At 42.8% G+C, this 17,803-nt stretch carries 15 protein-coding genes; 7 read left to right on the forward strand and 8 right to left on the reverse strand.

Features of this window, described 5'->3' with window-relative positions; all coding sequences use genetic code 11:
- Positions 1-222 precede the first annotated feature (222 nt).
- Entirely contained in the window at positions 223-1,041 is an 819-nt protein-coding gene (locus tag RMY27_RS18690; RefSeq protein WP_322665704.1) for a nickel/cobalt transporter, read from the reverse strand.
- A complete protein-coding gene (locus RMY27_RS18695; protein ID WP_322665706.1) occupies positions 1,038-1,475 on the reverse strand; it encodes a DUF6640 family protein in 438 nt (145 codons plus the stop codon). Before RMY27_RS18695 ends, RMY27_RS18690 begins: the two co-directional genes overlap by 4 nt.
- 221 nt (positions 1,476-1,696) lie before the next feature.
- On the opposite strand from RMY27_RS18695, the gene RMY27_RS18700 reads away from it, so the two are divergent.
- Positions 1,697-2,188 (forward strand): GNAT family protein, encoded by a 492-nt coding sequence (locus RMY27_RS18700; protein WP_322665708.1) that lies wholly within the window; start codon positions 1,697-1,699, stop codon positions 2,186-2,188.
- Positions 2,189-2,234: 46 nt separating this feature from the next.
- On the opposite strand, the gene RMY27_RS18705 is transcribed toward RMY27_RS18700, so the two are convergent.
- From RMY27_RS18705 to RMY27_RS35535, 6 genes are all read right to left on the reverse strand, one after another.
- A complete protein-coding gene (locus tag RMY27_RS18705) occupies positions 2,235-3,083 on the reverse strand; it encodes an AraC family transcriptional regulator (protein ID WP_322665709.1) in 849 nt (282 codons plus the stop codon).
- Positions 3,084-3,375: 292 nt separating this feature from the next.
- Positions 3,376-4,875 carry an SIMPL domain-containing protein gene (locus RMY27_RS18710; protein WP_322665710.1) on the reverse strand — a complete coding sequence of 500 codons (1,500 nt, stop codon included), beginning with the start codon at positions 4,873-4,875 and terminating at the stop codon, positions 3,376-3,378.
- A gap of 496 nt (positions 4,876-5,371) precedes the next feature.
- Positions 5,372-5,617, reverse strand: coding sequence for a hypothetical protein (locus RMY27_RS18715; RefSeq protein WP_322665712.1), 246 nt, complete (start codon positions 5,615-5,617; stop codon positions 5,372-5,374).
- 39 nt (positions 5,618-5,656) lie between these two features.
- Entirely contained in the window at positions 5,657-5,902 is a 246-nt protein-coding gene (locus RMY27_RS18720; RefSeq protein ID WP_322665714.1) for an HNH endonuclease, read from the reverse strand.
- 7 nt (positions 5,903-5,909) lie between these two features.
- Positions 5,910-7,007, reverse strand: coding sequence for a Gfo/Idh/MocA family oxidoreductase (locus RMY27_RS18725; RefSeq protein ID WP_322665766.1), 1,098 nt, complete (start codon positions 7,005-7,007; stop codon positions 5,910-5,912).
- A 79-nt stretch (positions 7,008-7,086) separates the two neighbouring features.
- A complete protein-coding gene (locus tag RMY27_RS35535) occupies positions 7,087-7,317 on the reverse strand; it encodes a DUF4870 domain-containing protein (RefSeq protein ID WP_416212353.1) in 231 nt (76 codons plus the stop codon).
- 1,066 nt (positions 7,318-8,383) lie between these two features.
- Between RMY27_RS35535 and RMY27_RS18730 the strand changes: the two genes are divergently transcribed.
- The 6 genes from RMY27_RS18730 to RMY27_RS18755 all read left to right on the forward strand — a co-directional run bounded on the left by RMY27_RS18730 (position 8,384) and on the right by RMY27_RS18755 (position 17,668).
- On the forward strand, positions 8,384-10,741 hold the full coding sequence (locus tag RMY27_RS18730; RefSeq protein WP_322665716.1) for an NACHT domain-containing NTPase: 2,358 nt from the start codon (positions 8,384-8,386) through the stop codon (positions 10,739-10,741).
- A 65-nt stretch (positions 10,742-10,806) separates the two neighbouring features.
- The gene (locus RMY27_RS18735; RefSeq protein WP_322665718.1) at positions 10,807-10,932 is read left to right on the forward strand and encodes a hypothetical protein; all 126 of its coding nucleotides are present in this window, start codon (positions 10,807-10,809) and stop codon (positions 10,930-10,932) included.
- Between the two features lie 404 nt (positions 10,933-11,336).
- The gene (locus RMY27_RS18740) at positions 11,337-13,391 is read left to right on the forward strand and encodes a glycosyltransferase (RefSeq protein ID WP_322665720.1); all 2,055 of its coding nucleotides are present in this window, start codon (positions 11,337-11,339) and stop codon (positions 13,389-13,391) included.
- A 24-nt stretch (positions 13,392-13,415) separates the two neighbouring features.
- A complete protein-coding gene (locus tag RMY27_RS18745) occupies positions 13,416-13,979 on the forward strand; it encodes a hypothetical protein (RefSeq protein WP_322665722.1) in 564 nt (187 codons plus the stop codon).
- Between the two features lie 96 nt (positions 13,980-14,075).
- Positions 14,076-15,866: an ABC transporter ATP-binding protein gene (locus RMY27_RS18750; RefSeq protein ID WP_322665724.1), complete on the forward strand. Its 1,791-nt coding sequence runs from the start codon at positions 14,076-14,078 to the stop codon at positions 15,864-15,866.
- A complete protein-coding gene (locus tag RMY27_RS18755) occupies positions 15,863-17,668 on the forward strand; it encodes an ABC transporter ATP-binding protein (RefSeq protein WP_322665726.1) in 1,806 nt (601 codons plus the stop codon). Before RMY27_RS18750 ends, RMY27_RS18755 begins: the two co-directional genes overlap by 4 nt.
- Positions 17,669-17,803 lie beyond the last annotated feature (135 nt).

Genomic DNA, 17,803 nt, shown 5'->3' on the forward strand with positions numbered 1-17,803 from the left:
GCGGCCGTCGCATTCATAATGCAAGTCGATGTATTAACAAGGCGGCCGCCGCATTAACAATGCAAGTCGATGTATTAACAAGGCGGCCGCCGCATTAACAATGCAAGCAGATGTATTAACAAGGCGGCCGCCGCATTAACAATGCAAGTCGATGCATTAACAAGGCGGTCGCCGCATTCACGATATCTGAGTTTGATACCTTTGGTATTGTCTTTTGAACACCTAAATTACAGCACAAGCCATCAGTACACTTCCTACGATAATCACCGCGATCGCACTAATTATCGGTGTATACTGCTGCAATGGTTGAACCCATGAAAAACGCTTTAGCCATTGGTGAGCATAAATAATGACTAAACCAATGGTTACTAGTACAACTGCTAATCCCACGCTGAATGCACACACCAAGATTAAACCGTATGCAGTTTGGTGAAGTGCGATCGCACTCAACAATAATACCAGCGCTGATGGACAGGGAACTAAACCACCAGCTATCCCCAAAGTTAAAAGAGACTGTAATGTAACTTGATTTGCAGAATGATGGCGATCATTGTGAGTGTGGTGATGATGCTCAGAATCATTGTGAGTGTGATGATGTTCTGGTGCGGGGTTGAGATAGCGATCGAGTAACCAAAAACCAACACTACAGACCATCAATCCGCTCAATAAACTGAGAAATGGATACAATTGCTCTGGTAAAATATATTGAGATAATAATAAGGCTAAAATACCCAGCGCAAAAACGCTGATTGTGTGAGTAAGCGTTGTCACCAGCCCCAGTACAACTGCTTGCCCAGGAGTGCCCCGCGAACCAACGAGGTATGCTGCTACCATCGTTTTTCCGTGTCCAGGTGAAAGAGCGTGTCCGGCTCCAGCCACCAAAGCGATGCCAATACCACTGAACATTAAGGATGGAGAGAGGGTCATCTGAGCCAGATTTTGCATCAGAAAGCTACCATGTCCGATATGAGCCACGGCTGATTGACTCGGCAGGAAACTAACTAGCAATGCTAAACCTAAAATCAGCATCGGCCTGTTCATAAACTACTCGCTTCCGATTTAGAAGCGCGGTACAAACCATAGCCAATCAACGCCAAAATAATGCTGACTGTTGCAACGGCGACGTTAGGATAAATCGGAATGCCTCCTATGATTGGTGGAGGTTCTTTTAGATCGGCTTGCAAGCTGGTTCCAGGAACCACTAGCGTCACAAAGAAAAAGGGCGACCAGAAGATTACAGGTACTAACATGGCAAAGGTATAAGCGATGTCAGGTTCAGTTGTTCGTCGCCATAGTAACCACAGCGCCACAATACTCACGCCACTGAGCAACCACAGCATCACTGCATCATGAAATTTAGCATGGGGATGCCATTCAGAGTTAAAGAGGTGAGTCGCGTTCCAATCGACTGCTACGGAAACTACAGCAGTGCTGACCAGAACAATAGAAAGCAAAATGCGACTAATTCTTCTCATAAATTTAGTTAATCGGTTTCGTTGATTTGTGGGTTCATCAGCCGTAGATCCCACAAATGAAGGTACAGTGTGCTGCTGGATAAACGATAGACTTTTCTTGCTACATATAATCATGATTTAGATCATTCTTGCGATGCCTACGGGATTCGTATCGCAGAGTTCTACTAAGCGTAAAGTTAGGGCTAAGGGAGTATAAAAGTAGTACAAACAGCACAGTAGTAATGTTTACGTTTCACCTAATCGACGAGAGTAACGCACGCGCTATCCTAAGTTGGCGATATAAGCCACCCTATGATTTATACAACTACTTAGAGGATGAAGTTAATTTATTACAATATATTCTTCACCCCCAGAATACCTTCTATAGCATTATGGATGAAAATAGCGAGTTAGTAGCTTACTGTTCATTTGGACAAGATGGACAGGTCACTGGTGGTAATTACCATAATCAGGCGTTGGATATTGGCATGGGAATTCGCCCTGACTTGACCGGACAAAGAAAGGGTGCTGAGTATGCTAATGCTGTATTGGAATTTGCAGACAGTTTATTTAAACCAAAAGCTTTTCGGGTGACGATCGCAGCGTTCAACAAGCGTGCGATACGGGTATGGCAAAAATTGGAATTCCAGTATCAGCAATCATTTGAGCGAGGAAGTGATGGAATGCAATTTATTGTTTTATTGCGAACAGACTACTGTAACAGCAATCAGTAAAAGAGTACTGACTAATTTAGAATTTCCCAAACCAGATGTACCCATTCTAATTTTTCTTTAAAAACATCCTGGGTGTAACTCCGACGTATTTTTTAAAATGTCTTGTAAAGCGGCTTTGATCTGCACAACCAACAAGCAGAGCAATTTCTGCGATCGCATATTTTCTTTGTTGCAATAGTTCTTTAGCTTTTTCCATTCGTTGCCCCAGCACATATTGATAGGGCGCTACACCCATTGACTGTTTAAATAATCGGCAAAAATAATATTGACTCATGCCCACAATTTCTGCCAGTTCAGCCAGATGTAACGGTCGATCTAAATAGCTGTGGATGTAGTCCAACACTGGCTGGAGTCGATTGTTGGGCATCTCTCCTACATCATCAGACTGCATTCTTGGTGAAAATGCACAATATTGTCGCAGCAAGTGAACAATCAACACCTGTATCAGCGATTCGGCATAAAGATGGCCACCGATTCCACCCGTGTCAAACTCTGCTTGAAACAAACGAGCGATCGCTTCAATCTGTGGATCATGGGCATTAACCGTACTGAGCAATTCAACTTTGTTTTCATTCAGCCCCCCGACTTCTTCTGCCGTTTGAGACAAAAACAATGGATCAATCACAAACATCAATGATTCATCGGTACTCTCCCATGCCCAAAGCCCCGACATTTTCGCAGGACAAATCCAGAAATCTCCTTTAGCTTGAGACTTTTCCGATTTTTGTTCGCCGATATGAGTGATTTTTTGTTGATTATGGTCGCTCAACAAAAGACAAAGCAGATGATGGTTGCATCCAGGGAATTCAAGCTCGTTCGGTGCTGAGATATGGTGATCGATAGTTAATCCAGGCAATTGAATCACCCGGCGCTCAGAAATCCATGTTTCCTTCATAAGCAGTCCAATTAGCGATCACTGTAAATCCAATTTTGCCTGGAAAAAAATGTCCAAAAATAACAAGATATGGCAATACTCTTCGGTTAAGGCAAGAGACGGCGATAAATCGCGTCTTTGCGATCTAGAATTTTCATCAAAAAACCTTAACCGAACGGTATTGACTCACATTTAATTTGGTGTTGTTCCAAGGAATCCAAAAGGAAAAAGTTAGCACCTACACCACCGATGAGAATGGCACGTGGCGCGACTACACCGCGTCACGTGCTTGTGAAACTTGCATAAGTCCTGATTAAGCATATTGCTGCAATCCATTAAGAGGTAGATCGAGAATCACTCCTGAATTTGGAGAATAACCAATATCTAAAGAAACACTAGCTTTTATCGTCTGAGGACCACCAATTATAGGAGTTGTAGTACCTAGTGCAAAAGTTCTATCTACTGTTAGATTAGACACCAAAGGAGATGGTCTAAGATTGTCATTTGAGTTAATATCAATGTCAATAATCTGTCCGGGGGTTAACTGCAAGGTACTAAAAACAGCCTGCGCCTGAGCTTGGGCATCTTTAACAGCTTCGCTGAGAACTTGCAGACGTGCCTGCTGCAATACTTCGTCTGAGGCAGTGAAGCTGATATTCTGTATGACATTTGCACCTGCTTGGATAGCTTTGTCAATTGCTGCCCCAGCTTGATTTGTTGGTAACTCAAACTGAAGTGTGTTGAGGCCTTCAAAGCCGGTTAGGGTTTGAGTACCATTTTCAAAGCTATAGACAGGATTTAGTTGAATAGATGTAGTTTGAAGTTCCTGCGCCCCAAGCTTTTGCAGTGCATCAACTACCGCTGTTGAACGTTGAGCAACTTGTTCTTGAACTTCGGTTGCAGTTTTTGCCTGTACTCTAATCCCCAATTGCACCTCAGTTAAAGTAGTGACAACACTGACTTCTCCTTGACCAGTAACTTCCAATATCTGAGAAGTGTTTGAAGCAGTGCTACCAATAAGGGGATCAGCGATCGCACGACCCGAATTTCTCACACCGATAAGACTATCAGTAGCCGAGGCAAGAGTCCCTGCTGAATTTGGAGAATAACCGATATCTAGAGAAACACTAGCTTCTATCGTCTGAGGACCACCAATTATAGGAGTTGTACTAGCTGATGCCGAAACCCTATCTGCTGTTAGATTAGACACCAAGGGAGATGGTCTAGGATTATCATCTGAGTTAATATCAATGTCAATAATCTGTCCAGGGGTTAACTGCAAGGTACTAAAAACAGCCTGCGCCTGAGCTTGGGCATCTTTAACAGCTTCGCTGAGAACTTGCAGACGTGCCTGCTGCAATACTTCGTCTGAGGCAGTGAAGCTGATATTCTGTATGACATTTGCACCTGCTTGGATAGCTTTGTCAATTGCTGCCCCAGCTTGATTTGTTGGTAACTCAAACTGAAGTGTGTTGAGGCCTTCAAAGCCGGTTAGGGTTTGAGTACCATTTTCAAAGCTATAGACAGGATTTAGTTGAATAGATGTAGTTTGAAGTTCCTGCGCCCCAAGCTTTTGCAGTGCATCAACTACCGCTGTTGAACGTTGAGCAACTTGTTCTTGAACTTCGGTTGCAGTTTTTGCCTGTACTCTAATCCCCAATTGCACCTCAGTTAAAGTAGTGACAACACTGACTTCTCCTTGACCAGTAACTTCCAATATCTGAGAAGTGTTTGAAGCAGTGCTACCAATGAGGGGATCGGCGATCGCAACACCCGAATTTCTCACACCTGTGAGATTATTTGTGTCAGCCATCTTATTCTCCTTGCTTAAATGATGTTTGATACCTGTTGATGTTTTAATCTTAATCGTATCTGGACACTCACTATTGGTGACAACTTAAAGCGATGTCTACGAAGGTCACTGAGCGCAGCCGAAGTGCGGGCTACGCCTACGCCAAAATGTCAAGTGGGGTCTGGAGATAAGTCCAAAGTGTCTCGCTGTTGAGATTTGGGTTGATATTTAACAACGCCCAAATCTCGATTTTTGGGAGAAGTAAGATAAGCAATAAGGTCGTTTGAAAGTTATTAGACCTCTTGCAAAAACTCCTTTTTGCAAGAGGCGGGAAAGGGTAAAGGTTAAAGGGGAAGGGAACAATACAGAACCTCTTCCCCTTTTCTCGACTTATGCAAGAAGTCTAGTGAATTTCAAAGTAGTCAAGTACACAACAATTTGTCGCAAATCCAGGTAATGCATCCTGTTTTACTCCTGAATTCTGACTCCTGAATTCTGAATTCTGGAGTAACTTCCTTTACTTCAGGTGAGAGCGATCGCAATGGTAGGGATAAAGCCACTCACACTTGAAGATTCCACGGGTATGTTTTTCAAAAAATGTTCCTGCATGGCGTCCAGGTGATATGTCGATCCCAGCTTTCGTTTTAATCTCATATAGCCAGGGAAAGGCTACTACTAAAATAGCTATGACAGTCAAGAAGTAAAAAAGGGTAGTTCTAATATTCAGAAATATTAGGGAATTGCTATTTTGATTTTGAGGCATAGAAATGAGAGAGAAACTAATAGCTCATACCATCGTAACCTAAAGCTGAAAATATCGCCGAAAACGTGGATCGATATTATCTGTTTTCTGCTGATTACAGGTAAAACAGAGAGTTTGGAGATTGCTGATATCATTTTGACCCCCACGAGCAAGGGGAATGATATGATCAATGCTGAGGTTAGTTTCTACATTAGTTTTACCGCAGTTTCGGCATTGATATTGGTCGCGTTGAAAAACATATTTTTTGACTTCCGGCGGGATACGAATGCGGTGAGTTTTGCTCATTTGTTTTCTAGTTACTCAGAAATTCTTCCAAACTGGGTATGTCTAACCAACTTGATTTTTGATGCGATTCATGAGATAAATCCATCAACAACTGAGAATAAATTCCTTCGCGTAGTGATGGTGTAATTTCCTGATTGCGGTCAATTCCTTGCACCCATTGGTCTACTACGCGGATAAATGCTGAAATGCGCCCATCAGCATAATTTTTGGGAAAAATTAATCGATTTGGTATTTCTATTTCCGTCAAAGGTTTACCTGGTTGGGAAGCCCAAACACGAAAACCATGTATATAATCTTTTTGATTTTCACTACCCACAATTAATGTACCGCGATCGCCGTATACTTCTACCCAATGGGTTCTTGCTGCATGAACAACCGCACTAATAGAAAGTTGGCAAGGTGTACCATTGGCTAATTCCAGGGTTAAGATACAGTTGTCATCTGTATTCACTGCTTTAGATTCCCCGCTAATCGGGTCAACTCGTGTAGGAATAGCAGTACTCAAATAGGCGTTTAATCTACGCACTGGCCCGAATAACCAGTGAATATAATCGAAGGCGTGAGAACCTAAAGATCCCAATGCACCGCCTCCTTTCTCTTTATCAGAATACCAATTCCAAGGGCGCGAAACATCAGCACGAGAAGAACCTAACCAATCAATTTTAATTAGGCGTAACTCACCCACATAGTTTTCTGACAATAATTCTGCAAACAATTGCCATGCTGGTACAAAGCGAAATTCAAAGTCCACAGTTGCAATGACGCTTTTTGCTTTAGCTAATTGATAAAGTTCTTTCGCCTCAACTGCATTTAAAGTTGTCGGTTTTTCTAGTAATAAATGTTTTCCAGCCTGCAATACGGTTTTTGCCATTTCATAGTGCAAAAAGGGCGGTGTCGAAATGCTGACGGCTTGCACTTCTGGTAATGCCACAATATCTGCAAGTGAATCGTAAGCGTGACGAATATTATAGGATTCTGCTATGGCTTTGGCTTTATTTATATCTCGGTGATAAACAGCAACTACCTCAGTTCGAGGATGTGCTTGGAATCCTGGTATGTGGACTTTTTGACCAAATCCAGTACCTGCGATCGCAACTCCAATCATATAATTTTTATCCCCATGTTTATGCAAATTATTATTTTATTCATATTCTTTGAGCAAGCATCTCTAATATAATATGTAGTTATCTCAAACTTTTTAGGCAATATCTTCCCTCCGATTTAGCGGTTGCTATTGAGTTAATAACATCTAGCGATCGCTCTTTTGAATCTAGTATACTATCAGATAGCCTTATCGCACTAATTGTAAAAGGGTAACGATAATGCTCACTATTGTAAGCTTTAACAGCAGCAAAAGTCACTACAAAAGATTGTAGTATAACTTTGAATGAAATTAGTGGAATAAGTATAATCAATCAGCTATTTAAAGTATTTTTTATTTCATTGATATAACCATTATTAGTCACTGCTAAACTAAAGTTAGTTAATACTAAAATCAAGGATATGTGTAAATCTTCAGTGAATAGTCGGAGTTTAAAACCACCAGGAATAGCTGCGCCCATAATGATATTACGTAACTCAAAGGGACAAACCAATATTTTTCGGTTAAAGGGGGAAGGGTTTGAATTTACCTTTACCCAAGTCCAATAACTTTTCTCCAAACTAAAAGAGAAATTGTTGAGTTTATCGGAAAAGTATTGAGGGGCACATAGTTGTTGTATTTGGTTTAGATTGTGGTAAAATATGCGATTTGTAAATTTGGACTGCGTAGATGTAGCCTGCCGCAAGCATTGCCATTTGATACCGTATCCCCTTAAAGACGTATCATTAAGAGCGCAGAGATGCATATGAGAGAGGTTTTTGAGTTTTTTGCTTCCCTCTTTTGGTATAAAGTTTCGCAGATAGCACTGTTAAAGATGGCATTAGCGTAGCTTTTTAAAGTAAAACCTTTGAAGGCTTCATCAACTTGGGCGATCGCAATCTGAAAGTTTACATTGAGTACTGGCGAAACCTTTTGAGATACCCAATAGCAAGGTTATTGTAGATAAGCTATGAGTCCAATAAGTCTGTTTGTGATCGCATTCAGGAGAATGTATGAATTGACGTATAAGTTATATGAGATGAGTTTGCTTTAATTTGTATATCTATCCTACTTTTCCTACCTTTCCTACTTTTAATTAAATTACGTATTTAAAATAACGAAATACTAAAAGACATTGTTTTTAATAAAAAGGTAAAATATAAGCCATAAGGGGGAAGAAAGACCCTAAATAAATTAGTTAATTTTAAAAGCCAGTAATCAAACTAATCATATTAACGAATATAAATGGCACTACATTAGTTACGCTAATTACAACCTTTTGTTTAGATATTATCAGAAAACTTAATGAAACTCAAACTTTAAAGTGACATAATTATAAATCAATAATTAATGATTAAAAGTTTCTTTTAATTAATAACTGGAGATTCAAAAACTGGTCTATGGCACGACGTTCGTTGAAAGCATCTATTGTAGGTATTGAAAAAGCAAAAAGGGCTTTTAAAATCCGAGAATGGACACAAGAGTATTTAGCTACTGAGGTAGGGCTTGAGACTCGACAACCAATCTGGAAGTTTTTTACAGGTAAACCGATTGAGCGTCAGAACTTTATGGAGATATGCTTTCGACTCGGTTTAGATTGGCAAGACATTGCTGAACTACCCAATCAGAAGCTACTGATAGAAAACAACCAGGAATGGGAAGACTGCCAGGATGTCGAAAGTTTAGTGCAAATGCTGCGATCGCGTCTAAGTGATAAGATTAAATCTCAATGTGCCACTACGCGGTTGTTAGATATCGATCAACCAATTCAACTAGAAGAAATATATGTCAGTACTAATATTTTGAATAATATTACAAGTCGAAGATGGTTAGATATCCTCGATCTACAAGGCTTAATTACAGAAGAATTCGACTGTTTTAATTTTAATCAACTTTATCAAGAACGAGCCTCTGCAATACAAGCAGTTATCACCTATCCAAAATTAATGGTACTAGGTAAACCAGGATCTGGTAAAACCACATTTTTACAGTATATTGCCATGCAATGCAATCAAGGCAAATTACTATCAGACCAGATACCAATCTTTATTCGCTTGAAAAATTTTGCTGAGGATGCTAGAGAAACCGGAAATTACAGTTTATTGAACTATCTTAGTCAAGAGCTTGCTAACTGTGGTGCTTCAGATCAAGAAATTCAAACATTATTAGTTAACGGTAAAATATTAATTCTCCTGGATGGCTTAGATGAGATTCCAGAAGAAGATAACGCCAAAATTATTAGTAAAATTCGCAGCCTAGCTGAAAATTATTATAAAAATAAGTTGATTATTACATGTCGCATTGGTTATCAACAGTATCACTTTGAGGAATTTTGCGATGTTGAAATTGCTGATTTTGATTGCTCCCAGATTGAGGCTTTTGTCCAAAATTGGTTTGTCAACGTTAGCAAGAATTCCATAGAAAAAGGAAAAGCCTTAGCTTGTCAGTTTGTGCAAAAATTACAGTTGTTGGAGAATCAACAAATTCGAGAACTAGCTGTCAGGCCACTTTTGCTGAATTTGGCTTGTTGTGTGTTTCAAGCCCGTTCAGACTTTCCAGTTAGAAGGGTCGAATTTTACAAGCAAGGATTGGATATTTTGCTCAATCGTTGGGATAAAGTGAGGAGCATTAAACGAGATGAAATTTATCTTCATTTATCTTTAGCTCAGAAGCTTGAACTCCTGAGTCAAATTGCTGCTATTACCTTTAAACAAGGTCATTACTTTTTTACACAGAGTATTGTAGAGCAATATATTACAGACTACCTCTGCAACTTAAACATAGCTCAAACTCAGCCTGAGATGGTTCAACTAAATAGTGAAGCTGTGCTGAGATTGCTTGAGACACATGGATTACTGATAGAGCAGGCACGGGGAATTTACTCGTTCTCACATATAGCTTTTCAGGAGTATTTAACAGCTAAAAATATTGTTACTAGCCCCAACCCACAAATATTAGAAAAAAAATTAATCGATCTGGTTAGCCATTTGACAGAACCACGTTGGCGCAAAATATTTTTACTAACCGCTGGTATGTTGGATAATCCCACTTGTCTGTTGCAATTAATGAAGCAACAGATCGATCGGCTTGTTGCCTTTGATCAGCAATTAGAAAATTTCTTCAACTGGCTTAACCATAAGTCTCTTTCAGTTCAGTCTACTCATAAAAGAGTCGCTATTCGTGCCTTTTATCTAACACTAGAACTTCTCGACGATCTGAGCTTGACTAATGACCTGGCTTTTTCCCTTGGCATTGATCTCAGGCTTACTAATAATCTTACCCCTGATTTAGCTTTAGATATAGCTCTTCAGTGTGCCCTTTACTTAAGCGTTGCCCTATCTAACGAGCCAACTTTAGATCGAGTTTTAGCTTTAAGCTTTGCTCTTCCCGATTGCCAAACTCTTGTCTGTAATTCTGAGTTACAAAGTTCTTTGCAAAAACTCAAAGAACAATTACCAACTCTAGTCCAAGGTAGAGAAAAATTAAAAGAATGGTGGAATGCTAACGGTCAAACTTGGACTAATGATTTGAGGTTGATGATAATTCGGTGTCGCAACATTGGTCATCAATGGCATTTTAGCGACCAGCAGAAAGAAATACTCAAGCAGTACTATACTGCTAGCCAGTTATTGGTTGATTGCCTCAATAGTGGTTGTAAAGTAACTTCCACCATACCAGAGAGTCTTTTAGCAACGTTATTGTTACCCACCCCTAAGATATTGATAAGAAACAGCATACAGCAGATTTATGAAGCATAGTATAGCAAAGTGCTGAGTGCAAAGTGCAAAGTGCAAAGTGCAAAGTGCTGAGTGCTGAGTGCTGAGTGCTGTTAGCGGTAGCGGTAGCGGGGCGTTTAGCCCGTGCTGAACAAAAACCCGGTCGTTTCAAGCCTTTGAACAATCAACACTGTCCTAACTTATGTGACTACGGCTATAGTAACAAGTTTTAAAAGTACTGTTTTCAGAGTGAGTATATGTAGTATAAAATTTTTTGCAATATTTCGTCCATTGGCTGAAATTTAACCCTGAATGTATGTATTAAACTGCAAATTTTTGAACTGACTGAGCAACTGGTGTTGCTCAGTTTGATTGACTAACTGGATACAAAACGGGACTGAAAATATACGTTAATTCATACATTTTCGTAAACGCGATCGCAAACGTACTACTGACACAGTATTAAGTATTACTAAATTATTAATTGATAGCAATTGTGGTGGTACTAACGCCAAATATGCTGCGAATGGATTAATGAGCTAAGTATATGTGTGTTTCTGTTTTTGAGCAAACTGGCTAGCGTTTCAGCAGTAATGAAATAAATTTGCAGTGAATTGTCGGGGGTAATTTGCAAAACTTGACTTCAACACCTTCTGGCTTCTGTGCTGAACCACTTGCAAAAAGCGAGGTAGTCACAGTAAAAGGTAAGTTTTTCTTTATTAGAGATAAAAAGTTTTTTCTTAAAGGAGTGAGTTACGGCCCTTTTTCCATCGGTAGCCACGGTGAGTCTTTTCCAGAAAAATCAGTTGTGGAAAAAGATTTCGCCATGATAGCAGAAATGGGGGCTAACTGTCTGCGTACCTATACTGTTCCACCTGATTGGCTGTTGGATCTAGCTGCAATTTATGGACTAAGACTGTTAATTGGTATACCTTGGTCTCAGCATATTGCCTTCCTTAACTCTTCTGCTGTACAAGCAGAAATCCGTAACTGCATTGTTCAAGGAGTTCAAGTTTGCCGGAATCATCCCGCTACCTTTGCTTATTTGGTAGGTAATGAGATTCCTCCAGATATTGTCCGATGGCATGGAGCAAAACCAGTTCGAGCTTTTATTAAAGAGTTAATGGCAGTAGCAAAAGACAGCGATCCCGAAGGTTTGGTGAGTTATGCCAATTACCCCTCTACAGAGTATTTAAATATTGACTTTACTGATTTCTCATGCTTCAACGTTTACTTGCATCGGGAAACAGATTTTCGTCGCTACCTCTCACGACTCCATAACCTAGCCGAGGATAAACCTCTAGTGCTAAGTGAGTTTGGGGTTGACTCAATGCGTGAAGGAACCCAAGCCCAAGCCGAAATTCTCTCTCAAAAGCTGTCATCTAGTTTTGAGATGGGAGCAGCCGGGACAATAATATTTTCTTGGACTGATGAATGGTTTACCGGCGGATATGCCATACAGGATTGGGCTTTTGGTCTAGTTGACGCCGAACGGCTCAAAAAGCCCGCCTTCGAGACAGTTCAGCAGTATTACACAGCGCCTTTACCGCCAGCGCTACCTGATTATCCCAAAGTCTCAGTAATCGTATGCGCATACAATGCTGAACGCACGATGGATAGTTGTCTAGCTTCTCTTAAAGAACTCAACTATCCCAACTATGAAGTCATTGTAGTTAATGATGGATCGAGCGATCGCACTCTCGAAATTACTCAGAGTTACGACTATGTACGCCTAATTAACCAAGAAAACAAGGGATTAAGCGTCGCCCGCAACGTCGGTATGGCCGCCGCAACTGGCGAAATTGTGGCCTATACAGATTCTGATTGTATGGCAGATCCAGACTGGCTTACCTATCTGGTTGCCAAGTTTCTCTCCTCTGGACTAGCTGCCGTAGGCGGGCCAAACTTATCTCCCCCAGAAGACTCTCTTGTTCCCGCCTGCGTTGCCGTCTCTCCTGGCGTACCTACCCACATACTTTTGAGTGATGAGGTAGCAGAACATATTGCTGGCTGTAACATGGCTTTTCGTCGGGACGTTCTACAAGAAATTAACGGCTTCAACCCGATATTTCGTACTGCTGGGGATGATGTCGATATCTGCTGGCGACTACAAGATCGAGGTTACACCATTGGTTTTAGTCCAACAGCAATCGTATGGCACTTTCGCCGTAACACAGTAGCTGCCTATCTCAAACAACAGCAAGGTTATGGTAAGGCAGAAGCACTCGTTTATTTTCAGCATCCCTACCGCTTTAACCTTCTGGGACAGCCCTCTTGGTTAGGGAGAATCTACGGAGATTTATCTACATTTCTTCGTATCGGTCAACCAGTTATCTATTCTGGGGTGTTTGGTCGTGGTCTGTTTCAAACCTTGTACGAGCCTTCCTCCTCTTTGATCTCTTACCTCCCCCTGACACTGGAGTGGAATGTCGCAGCTTTGATCCTATTTGTCTCTGCGCTTTTGTCTGGCGATCGCCCCTGGTTGGGTGCAGTAATGTTCCTTATCTCTTTTAGCTGGTGTGTAGCTGGTGCTATACAAGCGCGGATTGACTCTCGTTTTCTCAAAAGAAGGGCACGGTTGCTGGTGGCGCTATTGATTTACCTGGGGCCAATTGTACGTAGTATAGAGCGCTACAAATGGCGAATCAAAGAACTTAAGAAAGCCGAGCCGATAAAGGTTGACGATCTGTAAATCAAAATAGAAGCATTAAAAAAAATGACTCAAACACTAACTCAAGCAGATTTAATTCAATTTGATTTGCCAGCCAGCAGAGTAAATATTTCCTGGCGCGATCGCGCCTATGAGTTGTCCTATTGGACAGAAACAGGAATAGAGAAGGAGAACCTGCTGCAAAAGGTAATGGATTTACTCGTGCCTTGCAAGTATTTCATTGCGATGGATCAAGGCTGGAGCGACTGGGATCTAGAGATTTACCAGGGAATTTGGTCAAAAGTTCAACTGAAAGTATGTACCGAAAATCATGGAGGTAACAAAAGAGTTTTGCGGGTGCGGTGTGCCCTGAGAATGTCACAGCTAGCCATTATGGCGATGGTTGGCTATTGTCTATTTACAATTGTGGCGATCGTTCTGGGAATGCCAGAAGTAGCAACAGTCACAATTGCAGTAGGTATGCTCAACAGCGCTTTCATCTTATATCAGAACTTCCAGTTAGGACGTATTCTCTACCAGGTACTGGAGATTCTTGCCAAAAGAGTGTACTTACTGCCAATACAAACCAACAGCAACAAGTCTGTCTTAGAAAGTGTATTACAGCCATGACTAACGTCTTGGTACTCCAGTAAGCAAATGGCCAGACGGGAGGTAAATCTGTAAGTGAGGCAAGAGATCAAAGCAATAATGCATCGATACGGGCAGATGCTCCGATATCCGCTGCGCCAGTGGCGCACCTTAATCGCAATCCTCGGTCTCACGGCCGGCGCTTCAGCCACCGCCACACTTCAACCTTGGCCCATGAAAATCTTGGTGGATTATGCTTTCGGACAGGCAGTCATCCCCCCGCTGGTTCGCTCATTCCTGGGGACTTTTAACCTGGCGCTTACACCATCACTGCTGGTCATTGTCGCCGCTGTTTGTAGCCTTGGACTTTATGCTTTAAACGCTACCCTAGAAACTAGCCTTAGCTGGGCCTGGAGTGCTGCCGGGCAAAGTATGGTCTACGAACTGGCCCAGAAACTCTTCTATCGTTTGCAACGCCTTTCACTGCTGTTCCATAGCCAACGGACTGTCGGTGATTCCCTCAGCCGTCTAGCCGGCGATACCTATTGCGTTTACACCTTGAGCAGTGCTTTGCTGATTTCACCTGTGCAGTACCTGCTGACGCTAGCAACTATTAGCATCGTCGCCTGGAATCTGAGTCCTTTACTAACGCTGCTTTCGCTTTTCGTAGCACCAGTGATGGGCGGTTCAGCCCTTGTTTTTGGTTCCCGACTCAAGCGCCGGACAAAACTTAACCGCGAAGCTCAGTCCCGCCTCACCAGCTTTGTCCACCAAACAGTCACAGCAATTCCCATGATTCAGGCATTTGGTAGAGAGAGTTACAATACCCGGCAGTTTGAGCATTTAGCCGCAGACGCAGTTGTTCTCTCACAACGCGAAACTCTGCTCAAGAGTGTTTACGGTGTGGCAAATGGTATTGTGACAACGATTGGTACTGCGATCGTTCTGTATGTGGGCGGCCAGCAAGTGTTATTGGGGGTTATGAGTATCGGTAGCCTGCTTGTATTCCTAGCATATCTACAATCTATACAAGGAGCATTTAAGGGTCTATTTGGCATTTACGGGAGCCTGAAGTCTGTAGATGCCAATATAGATAGAGTCTTAGAAGTTTTAGATGCTCAAGATGGGGTGCAAGATGCCCCTAATGTTAGACCATTGCCAGTTCGTCCACCGCGAGAACGCGGACACGTATGTTTAGAGAAAGTCACCTTCGGTTACGAACCTAACTATCCCGTCCTCAAAGAAATTACCCTGGAAGCGCGACCCGGAGAAACGATCGCACTAGTAGGAGCGACAGGTGCTGGTAAGAGTACACTGGTTTCCCTGATTCCCCGCTTTTTTGACCCCTGGCAGGGACGAGTCCTCTTTGATGGAGTGGATGTCCGAGATGTACAACTGGCAAGCTTGCGCGAGCAAATTGCCCTGGTGTTGCAAGAACCGTTTTTGCTGCCCCTCTCGGTAGCACAGAATATTGCCTACGGGAGTCCAGAAGCAAGTTTAGAGAAGATTGTCGCAGCAGCCAAAGCGGCCAAGGCGGACGACTTTATTGAACAGTTGCCCCAAGGTTATGACACCCTGATTGGCGAAAGAGGAGGACTCCTGTCTGGGGGACAGAGACAGCGAATAGCGATCGCCCGCGCCCTGCTCAAGGATGCGCCAGTACTGATTCTCGATGAACCTACTTCTGCCCTGGATGCCCAAACTGAGAATTTACTGTTGGAAGCTTTAGATCGCCTGATCGCAGGCCGGACTACATTTATCATTGCCCATCGACTTTCCACGATTCAACGAGCAGATCGGATTGTGGTTCTGGAACAAGGAAAGGTTGTAGAGATGGGAACGCACCAAGAGTTGCTAGCTGTCGGTGGTTTCTACCAGCGTTTGCACTCCTTGCAGTTTTCCAAACCGCCGCAGGAGGTCGTTCTATGAAATGGTGGTGGCTGCGACTGGCACGTTACGCCCTGGTTCGTTGGCGCGGACTTACCTTTGTCATGCTGCTAATGCTGATTAATGTCGGGCTGAATGTACTCAAGCCCTGGCCTTTGAAGTTGATCGTTGATTGCGTCCTGAACAACCAAGCGCTGCCAAATAGCGTTGTTTGGCTCAAAACCTTGCCTGGTAGTGAATCCAATATGCAGTTGCTCGGTTGGTTAGCAGGTGCCACAATCGTTCTATTTTTATCTGGTGAGGGAGTTCGGCTGATACAAGAATATGTTGGAGCTGGTGTTGGCAGCCAGATGGTTTATGACTTGGGAGCAGCACTGTTCGATCGCTTACAGCATCTTTCTTTGAGATTCCACAACCAACAGCGTGCTGGCGATTTGGTCAGGCGGGTAATGACCGACAGCATGTGTATTCAGAATCTGGCGATGGGGGTTTTTCTGCCCGTGCTTACTTCTGTGGTGAATTTGGTCGCAATGTTCGCCGTGATGTGGCAGATTAATCGCTTCCTTTCACTGCTCTCGCTAATGATTGCTCCTTTAATAATGTTACTAATTTGGGTTTTTAACCAGCCCATGACTGAACGAACCTATCATTATCAACAATTTGAAGGTGAGATCGTGGCGTTGAGCGAGCAGACCCTGACAGCATTACCAATTATTCAAGCATTCGGACGTGAAGCACACGAAGATGAGCGCTTTCGCTACCTGTCTCAAAAAGCCCTCCAAGCTTATGTGCGCTCTATCCTTGCCCAAATGCAATTCAAAGTTGGGGTGGGCGGGGTAACAGCAGTTGGAACAGCAGCAATCATGGCTTACGGTGGCTTCCAGGTTTTAGATGGATCACTCTCAATTGGTTCTTTACTAGTTTTCCTCTCTTATCTCGCCTCCTTGTACGTGCCGATGGCGACTCTAGCTTATGTGTCGTCCAGTTTTGCGGCAGCAGCAGCTAGTGCTCGAAGAGTGTTAGAGGTTTTGGATGCTCAAGATGGGGTGCAGGATGCTGCTACTGCCAGACCATTGCCAGTTCGTCCGCTGGGAAGACGAGGACACGTATGTTTAGAGAAAGTCACCTTCGGTTACGAACCGAACTATCCCGTCCTCCAAGAAATTACCCTAGAAGCGCGACCGGGAGAAACGATCGCACTAGTAGGCGCAACTGGTGCTGGCAAAACGACCCTAGTCTCCCTGATCCTTCGTTTTTTTGATCCCTGGCAGGGACGAGTTCTCTTTGATGGGGTGGATGTACGAGATGTGCAACTGAAAAGCCTGCGCGAGCAAATTGCCCTAGTGCTGCAAGAACCATTTTTGCTGCCGATAACTATTGCTGAGAACATTGCCTATGGCTGCTTTAATGCTAGCCGTGAAGCGATCGCCAAAGCCGCCCAAGCTGCCAATGCTGACACCTTTATTCAACGATTACCTCAAGGTTATGACACGGTAATTGGTGAGCGCGGAGCCACACTTTCAGGAGGAGAAAAGCAACGATTAGCGATCGCCCGTGCCCTGCTCAAGGATGCTCCAGTGCTAATTCTGGATGAACCCACCTCCGCTCTAGATGCTCAAACCGAGTTTCTGCTGCTAGAAGCTTTAGAACGACTGATGGCAGGACGGACTACGTTTATCATTGCCCATCGCCTCTCGACAATTCAACGAGCTGACCGAATCGTAGTTTTGGATCGGGGGAAAGTAGTAGAGATGGGAACTCACGAGGAGTTGCTAGCGGTAAGTGGCTATTACAAGAAGCTGTATAAATTGCACTTCGGCTCAACTCAACCAGCATCAGCCTAGTACCGCAAGGCAAAAGTCAGAATTCAAGGTAAATACAGCAATTGCAAAAATATCCGTTTAGTAAAATACCAAAATACTGATTAATTGTATTACTAAATTATACATATTTTCCAAAACCTAACAGACCGTTTACCA

Origin of the sequence: Nostoc sp. DedQUE09 (assembly GCF_034530915.1) — a bacterium.
In the GTDB taxonomy this organism is placed as follows: Bacteria; Cyanobacteriota; Cyanobacteriia; order Cyanobacteriales; family Nostocaceae; genus Nostoc.

Excerpts from the sequence above, each read along its gene's own strand:
- RMY27_RS18690 (WP_322665704.1), bottom strand. The coding sequence starts at position 1,041 with ATGAACAGGCCGATGCTGATTTTAGGTTTAGCATTGCTAGTTAGTTTC.
- RMY27_RS18695 (WP_322665706.1), bottom strand. The coding sequence starts at position 1,475 with ATGAGAAGAATTAGTCGCATTTTGCTTTCTATTGTTCTGGTCAGCACT.
- RMY27_RS18700 (WP_322665708.1), top strand. The coding sequence starts at position 1,697 with ATGTTTACGTTTCACCTAATCGACGAGAGTAACGCACGCGCTATCCTA.
- RMY27_RS18705 (WP_322665709.1), bottom strand. The coding sequence starts at position 3,083 with ATGAAGGAAACATGGATTTCTGAGCGCCGGGTGATTCAATTGCCTGGA.
- RMY27_RS18710 (WP_322665710.1), bottom strand. The coding sequence starts at position 4,875 with ATGGCTGACACAAATAATCTCACAGGTGTGAGAAATTCGGGTGTTGCG.
- RMY27_RS18715 (WP_322665712.1), bottom strand. The coding sequence starts at position 5,617 with ATGCCTCAAAATCAAAATAGCAATTCCCTAATATTTCTGAATATTAGA.
- RMY27_RS18720 (WP_322665714.1), bottom strand. The coding sequence starts at position 5,902 with ATGAGCAAAACTCACCGCATTCGTATCCCGCCGGAAGTCAAAAAATAT.
- RMY27_RS18725 (WP_322665766.1), bottom strand. The coding sequence starts at position 7,007 with ATGATTGGAGTTGCGATCGCAGGTACTGGATTTGGTCAAAAAGTCCAC.
- RMY27_RS18730 (WP_322665716.1), top strand. The coding sequence starts at position 8,384 with ATGGCACGACGTTCGTTGAAAGCATCTATTGTAGGTATTGAAAAAGCA.
- RMY27_RS18745 (WP_322665722.1), top strand. The coding sequence starts at position 13,416 with ATGACTCAAACACTAACTCAAGCAGATTTAATTCAATTTGATTTGCCA.
- RMY27_RS18750 (WP_322665724.1), top strand. The coding sequence starts at position 14,076 with ATGCTCCGATATCCGCTGCGCCAGTGGCGCACCTTAATCGCAATCCTC.
- RMY27_RS18755 (WP_322665726.1), top strand. The coding sequence starts at position 15,863 with ATGAAATGGTGGTGGCTGCGACTGGCACGTTACGCCCTGGTTCGTTGG.